This is a genomic window from Pseudoalteromonas sp. T1lg65, from assembly GCF_051930985.1.
Taxonomy (GTDB): domain Bacteria; phylum Pseudomonadota; class Gammaproteobacteria; order Enterobacterales; family Alteromonadaceae; genus Pseudoalteromonas.
Genome location: NZ_CP196838.1, coordinates 190,475 through 202,963, shown reverse-complemented (window position 1 = coordinate 202,963; position 12,489 = coordinate 190,475). Strand labels below are relative to the sequence as shown.

8 protein-coding genes are annotated in these 12,489 nt (G+C 42.7%); 4 read left to right on the top strand and 4 right to left on the bottom strand.

Annotated features, from left to right (window positions below):
- Positions 1-10: 10 nt before the first annotated feature.
- The 3 genes from ACSLBF_RS18295 to ACSLBF_RS18285 all read right to left on the bottom strand — a co-directional run bounded on the left by ACSLBF_RS18295 (position 11) and on the right by ACSLBF_RS18285 (position 3,069).
- Complete coding sequence (locus tag ACSLBF_RS18295) at positions 11-1,327, bottom strand: ABC transporter permease (protein ID WP_440056830.1); 1,317 nt, start codon at positions 1,325-1,327, stop codon at positions 11-13.
- 335 nt (positions 1,328-1,662) lie between these two features.
- Complete coding sequence (locus tag ACSLBF_RS18290) at positions 1,663-2,115, bottom strand: NfeD family protein (RefSeq protein ID WP_440056829.1); 453 nt, start codon at positions 2,113-2,115, stop codon at positions 1,663-1,665.
- Between the two features lie 3 nt (positions 2,116-2,118).
- Complete coding sequence (locus ACSLBF_RS18285; RefSeq protein ID WP_440056828.1) at positions 2,119-3,069, bottom strand: SPFH domain-containing protein; 951 nt, start codon at positions 3,067-3,069, stop codon at positions 2,119-2,121.
- Positions 3,070-3,759: 690 nt separating this feature from the next.
- Here ACSLBF_RS18285 and ACSLBF_RS18280 point away from each other — a divergent pair.
- Positions 3,760-5,658 carry a M6 family metalloprotease domain-containing protein gene (locus ACSLBF_RS18280; protein ID WP_440056827.1) on the top strand — a complete coding sequence of 633 codons (1,899 nt, stop codon included), beginning with the start codon at positions 3,760-3,762 and terminating at the stop codon, positions 5,656-5,658.
- 201 nt (positions 5,659-5,859) lie between these two features.
- On the opposite strand, the gene ACSLBF_RS18275 is transcribed toward ACSLBF_RS18280, so the two are convergent.
- Positions 5,860-7,662, bottom strand: a complete 1,803-nt coding sequence (locus ACSLBF_RS18275) for a choice-of-anchor I family protein (RefSeq protein WP_440056826.1) — start codon at positions 7,660-7,662, stop codon at positions 5,860-5,862.
- Between the two features lie 268 nt (positions 7,663-7,930).
- Here ACSLBF_RS18275 and ACSLBF_RS18270 point away from each other — a divergent pair, with 268 nt between their 5' ends.
- The 3 genes from ACSLBF_RS18270 (at position 7,931) to ACSLBF_RS18260 (ending at position 12,456) form a co-directional block, all read left to right on the top strand.
- Positions 7,931-9,310, top strand: coding sequence for a glycerophosphodiester phosphodiesterase family protein (locus ACSLBF_RS18270; RefSeq protein ID WP_440056825.1), 1,380 nt, complete (start codon positions 7,931-7,933; stop codon positions 9,308-9,310).
- Between the two features lie 184 nt (positions 9,311-9,494).
- Positions 9,495-11,681, top strand: coding sequence for a catalase/peroxidase HPI (gene katG / locus ACSLBF_RS18265; RefSeq protein WP_440056824.1), 2,187 nt, complete (start codon positions 9,495-9,497; stop codon positions 11,679-11,681).
- A gap of 73 nt (positions 11,682-11,754) precedes the next feature.
- Positions 11,755-12,456: a TorF family putative porin gene (locus tag ACSLBF_RS18260; protein ID WP_440056823.1), complete on the top strand. Its 702-nt coding sequence runs from the start codon at positions 11,755-11,757 to the stop codon at positions 12,454-12,456.
- Positions 12,457-12,489 lie beyond the last annotated feature (33 nt).

The window sequence follows — 12,489 nt, the reverse complement described above, 5'->3', positions numbered from 1 at the left end:
TCCTTATTGCTTATTTTAGCTGTCCTGCGGGCATTAACCCACTTACTTTAATCGTCGGGTATAAGCCAATCAGTATGGTAGACATAAGTGCTACAATAATTGCGGTAGCAGCCATGGTAATATCAAGTTGCATTAAATCTGCGTTCATATGGGTAAATATTTCTTTCACTAAATAAAGACCGACAAAGGTTAAAAGCAGGCCGACGATTCCGCCTAATACACCAATACAAGCAGACTCGACAAAGTATTGAGAAAACAGATCGAGTCTTGAACCGCCAACTGCTCGTCGTAAGCCAATTTCTTTTGACTTGGCCATAAATTTCGCCAACATCATGCTGAGAGTATTAAGTAAGCAGACAATCAGAAATAAAAATGATAACCAAGAAATCATTTGAATATCGTCATTTACTACTTCTTGTATTTCTAGCCACTGAGGAATAGACACAAGTCTGTTTTTTGCGGGTCTTGGGAACCGACCCAAAGCTTTTTGCTCTTCTACATAGGCATTAATGAAAGATAAATATTCTTTTTGGGCTTTTTTATCGGGCAAATATGCCCAAAAGTTAACCCATGTGCAGTCTGAATTCATTTTTTCTTGCCAGTCTTGCGGTATCGCACCCCAGCATTCAAATCCATTTGGAGTCCAGTCAATAGCGTTGACATGGAACTGTAGCGGAATATACAAATCCTCTGGATCTTCTAAAATTGCATTGCCTCTTGCATAGGATTTAGGCAATGGATGCCAACTATCTAAGACCCCTACTACGGTAAAGGGTTTGCTGCCATAGCTGACTTGCTTACCGACTGAGTTCTCTCCGTTAAACAACCTGTCGTTCGCTTGTTTACTGATAACAGTCACTGGCGCACCCGTTTTATCATCTTGATCTGACCAAGGGCTACCGTAAAGGAAGGGGAGTTCGAAAAAAGAAAAAAAGTTGTTTTGGACGGAGCCTGAAACGACTTCAAACGGGTGTACTTCACGATTATCGAATACAGCCAGCACATAATAATCAATCCAACCCATCGCTATTTGTTCATATGGCTGTTCGGCCTGCATGAGGTTCATTGCGTCTTTGTAACTCAGGGCTGGAGGTAATAGGTGAGGCTTACTTGGCCAGTAATCTTCATCGGGCGCCCAACTGTCAATTTGAGGTTTGTAGTAATGGTTATATCGATCGCCCAGACTACTCTTAGTCATCATATGGGTTATGGTCGTAGTCGTCATGAATGCGGCAATGCCAACGCCAATGGTTAGTGCCATAAGTGCAACCAGCACAGGGGATTTTTTGATGCTAAGCATGGCTATTTTTATATAATAAAAAAGCACAGTAGTTTCCTTACTTAGATATTTTCTATTCCAGTGGTGCGTCGAAAATATTATTAATACGACCGCATTCCCAATTAATTACAAGGACTAGATATAAAATGACCGTTTGCGTCAAGAAAAGCTAGGTCTATTTTCATGACAGAAAGCCATTTTGTTTATTAAGATTTGGTTGCTAATTTGTAACATGAATTTATGCTAAATCAAAGGGATTCAAACAACTTTCTAAACAAAAAATCTGTTTCGAATGTCGCAATCCCTTTGAAATAGAGATTTTAAGAGGAGAGGCAACAAGAATGAGCTTTTAGAAATACATTACATTGTTGCCATTTGCTAAATTATACAGGTTCTACCCAAAAGAGGCCCACTTCTTTTTTGAACACTTTAACGCGCGTGCCAGCAGGGATCGTTGTGTTTGATTTTAGCTGCCATGCAACACCCGAGTAATTGTAAAAAGTTCTACTATCAGACGTTAGTTCCTTTTCTAACGTAAAAGTTATCTCAGCAAAATCGGTGTGTACTTGTTTGTCATCTGTTATCGATTGCATGCGTTTTAACGGCTTCCACAAAAAGATGGCTAGCAGTGATGTTACAAGGGCGTTAAACCACAATGCGGTCTGCCAGCTGTCGTCCAAAAGTCCTGTAAACATGAGTCCACCACTAATGACCAGCGAAATTCCTAGGAAAAACAACACAAAGGTTGCAAAACCTAGAACTGCAATCTCAACAATAAGACAGAGCAGACCTATAATCACTAAACTTTCTGACATGTGGTTGAGGATATATTCCATGTTTTACCTCTGTTTGGCATTAAGTAAATTGATGATTGACATACCTTGTGCAACTAAGGAACTAGCGTCTGTACCGTTTTCAGGTAGCAGAACGACAGAGGACTCTTTGGCAATTGCTTGCTTGGCTTCAATCGCTTTTGTTGCCAAGTCTAGCTGAATTGCTTTTTGACCTTCTTCCGTATTTGCAGCGTCACCAACTTTACGCAGAGCTTCAGCCTGCGCATCTGCAACCGCAAGGATTGCCTTTGCTTCACCTTCCGCTTTTAGAATTTGTTCGGTTTTTTCTGCTTCAGCAGCTAGAACTTGCGCTTGCTTTTTCCCTTCCGCGACGTTAATTGCTGCTTGTCTATCGCCTTCTGATTCTAAAATTTGCGCTCTTTTGACTCGCTCTGCTTTCATTTGTGCTTCCATCGCTTCCATAACGGAATTCGGTGGCACGATATCTTTTATTTCATATCGCAACACTTGGATCCCCCACGGATCAGATGCAGAATTGATAGCCGCTACAATGTTGGTGTTGAGTAAGTCTCGTTCTTCAAAAGTCTTGTCTAACTCCATTTTGCCAAGCTCACTACGCATCGTCGTTTGTGCAAGTTGAGTCACTGCAAAGATGTAGTCGTCTACGCCATAGGTTGCTTTGTAAGGGTCAAGTACTCGAAAATACAGTACGCCATCAACAATGAGAGAAATATTATCTTTGGTGATAGCTGACTGAGAAGGGACATCAACAGCCTGTTCTTTCAAACTTCTGTCAGCAGCAACACGATCAATAAAAGGAACAATAAAGTTTAGACCAGCTTCTTTCGTGGATTGATATTTACCAAAACGCTCAATAAGCCAAGCTCTATTTTGCGGAACAAACTTAATACTCCCTTTTAAAGTGACTAATACCAAAACAAGCAGAAACGCTTCTATGGTCAGCAGGTAATTAAATAATAAATCGATTGGTTCCATGGTGATTATCCTTTTTATAACAGCAAAGAACTGCAACTAAAGTGGTGAAAGTTTATGTTTTCTACTTAGCTCTTTTTAGTTGATACGTAGATTTAAGCCAGTATTTTAGTAGTAGATTTTGCAAATTCCTAATTTAGGCACGTAACTTCAATATTTCACAGCCTGTGAAGTAATGCAAGTTAGTAAATGATCCAGCAGGTGGTTTCAATGGCCATAACAAAGGTATGCGCAAGTATAGTCGTATCTAGCAATAAAGTGATAGGCTGGCGGCTCTTTGGCGACGTTTTTTAGGCATAAAAAAAGGCAGGTCATCCGACCTGCCAAACAAACTCCAATAGCAACAAGCTGTTTGCCAAGGAAATCCCAATAATGCCAACATCCTAGTCAGCAAGCTCTACTTCTCGGGAGTCCATTTGCGACTCAAACATTTGGGTACAAAGGGTCAGTCTCAAAGGAACAACCACATGATAAATTAATGTTTAATAGTTGTAAACTTTATTTTTGTGTTTTTGTTAAATTCATTGTTATGTGAATTTATCTAATCGGAGTGTTTATTATTTTTTTCTTTTAATCATGGTGTTATAGCTTTGTTGTGGTTTTGAGTATGGCTTTTTTGGAATTTAAATTGCAATTATTTAATGCTGATGTATGTTAAATAATTGTACAGAATGTAACCAAGGGAGCATTGACATGCACTTGCACAAAGTAATTCTGGCTGGATTATTACTGTCCAGCTTTGCCGCCAGCGCGGCGATTCCTTACAACCAAAAGGAATACCAATTTACACAACCTAATGGTGAAGTGATCACCATGATCCTTGACGGAAACAACTATTACGCTGAGCAACGCACCCTTGATGGGAAGCTAGTGGTGTATGACGCAAAGCTCAAGGGTATGGCGTATGCGAAACTGAGCTTAGATCAACAAAGCTTAGTTTCAACAGGAATATTGGTGACAAATGAATGGCATATCCTGTCACAGGAGAAACGCAACTTACTGATAAGTAAAATCAAAGGCAGTGAGCAACAGGGACTCTCGTCTAAAGTAAAAGCAACGAAGGTTTCTCGAGCCATGTTAGAAATGTTAGGCTCTGATGAGCAGTTGCAAGGTTCACAGATCGCAAACTCAGAAATCGACATGAAAATTAGTGGGGATGTTAAAGGGCTTACTATCATTATCGACTTTCCTGATGAACGCGGCACCATCTCACAGTCTCAAGTTGAACGGTTTTTAAATGATCTTAATTATTCTGACTTTGGCAACGCTCAATCGGTAAGAGGCTATTTCAGAACGGTTTCTGATCAGAAATTGGACTACACCAACACCGTTACTGCCTACTATACCGCGAAGAAAAACAAATCGTATTATGCAGATAGTAGTTTAAGTGCCACCGTTCGCTCGCAAGAATTAATCAAAGAAGCGCTCAACTGGCTGGAGTACCAACAAGGTTTTGACTTTTCTTCGCTAACCACCAATTCTAGCAATCAGATCCGTGGCTTAAACATTTTTTATGCTGGTGGCTCCGATAGCGCTTGGTCAAAAGGCCTTTGGCCTCATATGGCAAGGCTAAGCCCACAATTTTGTGCCGACGGTGTATGTACAGATCGCTACCAAATTACAGATATGGGTGACAGCTTATCAATTGGTACATTTATTCATGAGTCTGGTCATTTAATTACAAACTGGCCCGATCTCTATGATTATGATGGTAGTTCACACGGTTCAGTGGCAAGTTTCGGGGTGATGGGTTTTGGTGCGATTGGCAATACCAACCGTTATAAACCAACCCCTCCAGTGGCGCATTTTAGAGCGCTTGCTGGCTGGGATACGGTAACCGAACTGAATCCCGCAATTAACTCAAATGCCCCAACCGGGCGCTTAACTCACGTCTCGGGTAGCAATACTTCGTATAAATGGAGTAATCCATCAAATAGTCGTGAAGCGTTTTATATTGAAGCGATTCATCAGTCAGGCCAAAACTCCGAACAACCTGACTCAGGACTGGCAATTTGGCATGTTGACTCGCAAGGTAATAATTCAAATGAATGGTATCCATATATCCAGATGGAGCATGCAGATGCCAAACGTGACCCAGAAAATAATGTAAATCGCGGAGATGGTGGTGACTTGTACGATATTGCGGGTGAGTTTACAAAGGACCTACCAAATGCTTTATCAAGCAAGGGGACCAATGCCCGTTGGTGGAATGGAAGCGACTCAGGATTAAAGTTGGTTGAAATATCAGATCCTGCGCAGCAAATTTCATTTACGATTAACTCTGATACCACGCCGCCAGATGATGGTGAAGTGTACACGGGAACACTAACCAACCGAGGTCAGGATATTCAGCCTAATGGCAGCTGGTTCCGCTATGACGGAGGGCAGATCCAATTATCTTTGCTTGGACCCAACAATGCTGACTTTGATTTGAAACTTGAAAAGTGGGGAGGTAGCTGGCAACAAGTGGCAATCTCAGAAACACCAACCTCACAAGAAGCGATAACGTACAGCGCAGCCTCTGGTTACTATCGAATTTTGGTGTATTCGTATTCAGGTGCAGGTGAGTATCGTCTAACGGTCAAAAAGTAGTGTATTTCTAGAGCAAAAGAGAGCGACGCAAGGTCGTTCTCTTTTTATCTTTTGTTGATTTATCAGCTGCAGCCGTGTCATACCAATCCGCAATAACACTTAATCATTTTGAATGATTAAACCTTGTCTAACTATCGACAAGGTTTTCTTGTTTCAAAATAGGCCACTTAGTTAAGCGGATTGGTATAACCAACTTGAGCTCTATTTCTCAGAAATTTGCCAAACCGCAATTGAGCCTGAGATTTCATTTCCTATTACCAATAGTGCTTCGCCAGTTGCACTTTTTTCTGCTGGAATAAATGCCATACCTTCAGGGGCTAAATCACCGCTAATATCGGCACCTTCCACGGTACCGCGATTATAGAAGTAATCAGAGAATGTGACGTTATAGGGGTTGCTGATGTCATAGACCATTACGCCACCCATACGCTCTAAACCCACAAACGCAAATGTGCGATCACCAATTTTGCCTAATGCTAGTGCTTCAGGTTCTGGGCCTTTCGCATCAGAGCGTGTATCACCCTCATTAGTATCTTCATCATTATTGAATGCACTACCATGTACTGAAGCGGTTATGCGTTCAATTTGGTCGCCGGAGTCAAATACAACTTGACCACTACTATCCCATATCGTAAACGAGCGTGCGCCATAGGTGTATAACTCTTCGTAAAGACCATCTTTGTCAGCATCACCTTTAACCGTGGTGACTTTTAAACGACCAATATCGTTGTCATCATTGTTCAAATAGGCAAAGTTATGTGCAAGAGCAAGCTTTTTTACGCGGCTTTCATCAGTATATGCAAGACAGCCGTCATCTTTGTCGTAATCTAAGCCGCCTTTTGCATTGCAGTCCGCTTCGCTCTCGGCGTCAAAAAAGTATTCACGACCATCACCTTCGTTGGCTGTAACAATGAAGTTAGCTCCCTTCCAAGTGTAGTTGGCAATCGTATCTGGTTGATACATCCCATATAAACCTGGATAGCTTCTGAGGTTTAGGCCACCATCCTTGTCTGATGCGTCGAGTTTATAGCTTGACCAATCTTTGAAACCAAGTGGCATTAACTCAACCGAATTGTCCGCTAAATCAACGACTGCTAGAGCGTTATTTTCTTGAATTGACACGTAAGCGAAACGGTTGTCTTTTGAAATCGTAACGTATTCAGGCTCTAGATCCATTGCTACGCTAGTGTTGATTGCATTGCCATTTATGGTCCGACCAGCAGGGTTGGCAAATACAACCCCCTTGGATTCAAGCTCCGCTTGCTTGCTGTTATAAGCACTAAAGCCTATTTGTGTTGCTGTGTTGGCTATTTCAGCATTTTCTATGTCGATGACACTGATGCTGCCTTCAGGGTCAACACTGTAATCATCCGAAGGCTCGCCTTCATTTGCTACGACGACTTTTTTACCGTCGTGACTAAATGTCACCATGTCTGGTAAGGCACCAACTTCAACATTTTTGATAAATACCGGTGTCGCGCCAGAAATATCGTAAAATGCTACTTGGCCTTTATTAGTTTTGGGCTTTGCCGCCATTGCAACGGCCAAAAGCTGATTATTCTCATCAATTGCAATGCTGTTGGCATCGCCTGGAGTGTGTGTATGTAGTTCCAGTGTAATGACAGATGTCAGGTTGGTGTTTGTAACCACACCTTCGCTATTTTTAGTTAATGCAGAGGTGTCGAATTCAGATGCTGGAATAATATTCACTACCGCTTTTTCACCAGAACTATTAATGGCATAAATCCATTGCTTTGCGGCATGATATGCAACAATTTCCGCTGCGCCTTCAGGGCTTTCGCTATTGAGCACTGCGCGACCAATGAGTTTAATTTCTAAAAGGGCATTGGCATCTTTGCCGTCAGCGCCTGCCGTTCCATTTTGACCAGCTGCACCAGTTTGACCTACAGGGCCTTGGGCGCCGACTTTGCCATCGTCGCCATCCAGCGAACAACCAGATAAAACACCGAGAAGGGTAAAAGCGAGAATAGAACGTTTAAGCATAACATGCCTTTATTGTATTAACTGAATAGGTGGCATAGTCGAACACATTTCCATGAAAACTATTTTTCATTTATATGGCAGTTTTATGTCCCTATTATTGAGGCTGTTTGGTCTAACAGTCGTTGTTTTGCAATCGATTTGATTACAAATCATTAAAAATTAGCAATGAAAAGGTCATAGTAAATTCCTTGTACCGTAACAGAGCCTAGGTAGATTAGCCCGCAAAGTATTTGAGTAATATCTCTAATAACAAAGGAATTTTAATAATATGAGAGAGAAACTAGCCTTAATCTCGGTGTTAAGTAGCGCGTTAATAGTGTCTGCTTGTGACGACGACAGCGTTGAAGTGGTACAAGTAGAGAAGCCAGTAACCGTGACAGAGCAAGTGATTACGACGGTTGAAGTGCCAGTTGTAGTGCAAGTGCCAGCAGGTAGCGCTGAAAATAAGCAAATTGGTACACGACCTGAGTTTTTGATAGCTGATATGGCGGACAGCGAACTCAAGTCAAAATTAGCCCAATGTAAGGATGGACCATTTTACAAAACAGATTTCTCTATCGGTCACCGTGGTGCACCTTTACAGTACCCTGAACATACCAAAGAGTCTTATACCGCGGCTGCGAAGATGGGAGCGGGTATTTTGGAGTGCGATGTCGCATTCACTAAGGATAAAGCACTGGTCTGTCGACACTCACAGTGCGATTTACATACAACCACCAACATTTTGGCGACAGATTTAGCGCAAAAATGTACAACACCTTTCATCCCTGCCGATCCAGCCACTCAAACAGCAGCGCAGGCGCAATGTTGTACCAGTGATATTACCTTGGCTGAGTTTATGACGTTAAAAGGTAAAATGGATGGTGCAAATACGATGGCGACAACTGTCGAAGAATATATGGATGGTACTGCCAATTGGCGCACTGATTTATATGCTGGTAGCGGCACGCTTATGACTCATGCTCAGAGCATTGAGTTATTTAAATCTTTGGGTGTAAAAATGACGCCAGAGTTAAAGACGCCCCAAGTAGCCATGCCTTTTGATGGCTTTTCTCAGCAAGACTATGCACAAAAAATCGTTGATGAATACAAAGCTGCCAATGTCGAGGCAAGCGATGTCTGGTTGCAGTCATTTAACAAATCAGATTTAGATTATTGGATTGCGCAAACTCCAGAATTTGGCAAGCAAGCGGTGTTCCTTGATGATCGTTACGAGGCACAAGCAACCGATCTCGAAAATTCAGTAACTGCGCAGCAAATGGTGAATAATCCCGAGCTATTGGTTCCTACTATGGAAGCGCTTGCCGCCGATGGTGTAAAGATTATTGCTCCGCCGCTATGGGCATTGCTGACTACTGAAAATGGAAAAATTGTTCCGTCTGCGTATGCAAAGGCAGCGAAAGCTGCTGGATTAAATATTATTACCTGGACTCTAGAGCGCTCCGGATACTTAGCACAAGGCGGCGGTTGGTACTATCAGAGCCTAAATGGTGCTCACGGTGGTGAAAGTATCATCAGTAAAGAAGGTGATGCCTTTGTTGCTCTTGACGTATTGGCGAAGCAAGTTGGAGTGATAGGGGTTTTCTCTGATTGGCCAGCGACCACGACTTACTATGCCAGTTGTATGGGATTACCCGCTAGCATCTAAAAGTATATCGCAAAAGAATAAGCGCAGAGATTAAAGGTTCTGTGCTTATTCACTTACCTTTTATCGTTTACTTCAACCGTTTCAGGTGAGCTAAGTGGCGTACTTTTCCAAAGCAAACTAGCCTTTAGCCATAATAATGAAAAACAAATTTACAGATCAAGGCTATTACTGCAAGGAGAATGAAATGGACAATAAAACAGCTTCCCACGAGCTTTGTCCCGCACTAAGTGGTGCTAATGCCACTGCTCGTCATACTGAGCATCAATGGTGGCCCAACTCACTCAATCTTGACATTTTACATCAACATGACAGTAAAACGGATCCGTTTGATGCTAACTTTGATTATAAAGAAGCGTTTAAACAGTTGGATTATCAAGCGCTTAAATCTGACCTACAGGTGTTAATGACTGAATCCAAAAGCTGGTGGCCTGCAGATTGGGGACACTATGGTGGCTTGATGATCCGTATGGCATGGCATGCTGCAGGTACTTATCGAGTCGCTGATGGACGTGGCGGCGCCAATACCGGTAACCAGCGTTTCGCACCATTAAATAGTTGGCCTGATAATGGTAATTTAGACAAGGCAAGACGCTTGCTCTGGCCGATTAAGAAAAAATATGGCAACAAGATTTCATGGGCTGACTTAATGATTTTGGCGGGAAATGTTGCTTACGAAACTATGGGCCTAAAAACCTTTGGGTTTGCAGGTGGCAGAGAAGACATTTGGCATCCAGAGAAAGATATCTATTGGGGCTCAGAAAAGCAGTGGTTAGCACCGACAAAAAATCAGGATAGCCGTTACTCGGGTTCAAGAGAGCTCGACAATCCGCTGGCTGCAGTCATGATGGGCCTGATTTATGTCAATCCGGAGGGAGTAGATGGAAACCCTGATCCATTAAAAACCGCACAAGATATGCGAGTGACTTTTGCCAGAATGGCGATGAATGACGAGGAAACGGTCGCGTTAACAGCGGGTGGACACACGGTTGGTAAAGCACATGGCAATGGTGATACAAAAAATTTAGGACCTGAGCCGGAAGGCGCGGACCTTCATGAGCAAGGTTTTGGATGGGTTAATCAGAACGGTCGTGGTGTAGGACGAGATACGGTGACCAGTGGCATTGAGGGAGCATGGACCACAGAGCCGACTAAATGGGATAACGGTTACTTTCACATGTTGCTTAATCATGAATGGCAACTGACCAAAAGCCCAGCAGGCGCATGGCAATGGGAGCCTATTGATATAAAAGAGGAAGACAAACCATCTGACGTTGAGGACCCCAATATTCGCTGCATGCCAATGATGACAGATGCTGATATGGCGTTAAAAGAAGATCCAGAATATCGCAAAATATCCGAAAAGTTTTATGCTGATCCAGAGTATTTCTCGGATGTGTTCGCGCGAGCTTGGTTCAAACTTACGCACCGCGATTTGGGACCAAAGTCTCGCTATTTAGGTCCTGAAGTACCAGCTGAGGAGTTAATCTGGCAAGACCCCATACCTCCGACTCAGTATTTATTGACGGAGCAACAGCAACAGCAGCTAAAACAGCAGATTTTACAGTCAGGCCTTAATCAAGCAGAGCTAATTGCAACCGCTTGGGATAGTGCGAGAACCTTTAGAGCCAGTGACTTTAGGGGCGGTGCAAATGGTGCTCGTATTCGTTTGGCACCACAAAATGAATGGCCAGGCAATGAACCGGTTAGACTGCAGAAAGTGTTAAGCGTATTGGAGCAGATACAAGCTAGCTTTACTGAGCCGGTGACAATGGCTGATCTCATCGTTCTTGGCGGCAATGCGGCGATTGAACAGGCTGCGCTAAACGCTGGGGTGAAAATTCAGGTCCCATTTTTACCGGGTCGAGGTGACGCAACACAAGAGATGACTGACGTAGACTCATTTGCTGTCTTAGAGCCAATTCATGATGCTTTTAGAAACTGGTTGAAGTCAGATTATGCTGTGCAGCCTGAGGAACTGATGATTGAACGAGCTCAGCTACTGGGGTTAACGGCAAAAGAGATGACAGTATTAATTGGAGGATTGAGAGTGCTTGATACCAACCATGGTCAATCTCAGCATGGTGTATTAACGGATAATGTGGGTGTTTTGAGTAACGACTTTTTTGTCAATTTAACTGACATGGCCTACACATGGCAGCCAAAAGACGAAAATTCATATGACATCGTTGAGCGTCAGAGTAATAAGGTAAGGTGGACAGCAACACGAGTCGACTTAGTGTTTGGTTCAAACTCCGTGCTTAGAGCATATTCTGAGTTTTACGCTCAGGATGATAACAAGCAAAAGTTTATTGATGACTTTATTCAAGCTTGGTGCAAGGTGATGAACGCAGACCGGTTTGATGTTTCGTAATAGCCATTGTTCATTAGGGTGTTGTTATTCGACGGCACCCTAATGCAATATCAGCGTCATTGAGGACAACAAGTTGGAAATTAAAAAAGTAGCAACAAGATCCGCCGTCTCTCTTTTTATGTTATGTTGTTCGCTTTCTGTCCAAGCGAATTTATCTTCCACCGTTACTATCGCTTCAGACTACCTCTACAATGGCGTAAGTAAAACCAAAGAAAGCGAAGCGCTACAAGCCAGTTTGGACTGGTTTAACAGTTCGGGCCTCTATGCAAGTGGCGCAGTATCTGAAGTGGATTTTGCCGGAGGTACGGAGCTCGAAGGAAATTTCTATGGTGGTTATCGATTTGCGTTAAGCCAGACGATTAATATGGATGTGGGAATGTCACAATACACATTTCATGGTGATGGTGGTAGTTCGGAGCTTAATTACGCACAGGCCTATTCTAAATTTAGGGTAGGGCGAACTGTACTCAACATTCAGTACGCATGGGATTATTTAGGAACAGGCGCTGATCATGGGATTATCATGTTGACCCATACGTTTTTACTGTCAGAACAGTTTTCCATAATGCTGGGCGTTGATCACTCTGTTAGCTTTGATGATGGTAAATTCGAGTGGGAAAGTGGTGACAATGACTACACTCACTGGCATTTGACTGGAACCTATAGCTTCTTAAATGGCTTCGCATTTTCGCTAGGTTATTCTGCGAATGATATTGATTCTTACGCCGGCTCAACCTTTGTCGCTTCTTTATCTAAAACATTTGAACTGAACTGAATTTTATTTACACAAAATTAACTTTCGACTTGC

What these genes read in the sequence shown, in the direction of transcription:
- ACSLBF_RS18285 (WP_440056828.1), bottom strand. Translation starts at nt 3,069, where the DNA reads ATGGAACCAATCGATTTATTATTTAATTACCTGCTGACCATAGAAGCG.
- ACSLBF_RS18270 (WP_440056825.1), top strand. Translation starts at nt 7,931, where the DNA reads ATGAGAGAGAAACTAGCCTTAATCTCGGTGTTAAGTAGCGCGTTAATA.
- ACSLBF_RS18290 (WP_440056829.1), bottom strand. Translation starts at nt 2,115, where the DNA reads ATGGAATATATCCTCAACCACATGTCAGAAAGTTTAGTGATTATAGGT.
- ACSLBF_RS18275 (WP_440056826.1), bottom strand. Translation starts at nt 7,662, where the DNA reads ATGCTTAAACGTTCTATTCTCGCTTTTACCCTTCTCGGTGTTTTATCT.
- ACSLBF_RS18280 (WP_440056827.1), top strand. Translation starts at nt 3,760, where the DNA reads ATGCACTTGCACAAAGTAATTCTGGCTGGATTATTACTGTCCAGCTTT.
- katG (WP_440056824.1), top strand. Translation starts at nt 9,495, where the DNA reads ATGGACAATAAAACAGCTTCCCACGAGCTTTGTCCCGCACTAAGTGGT.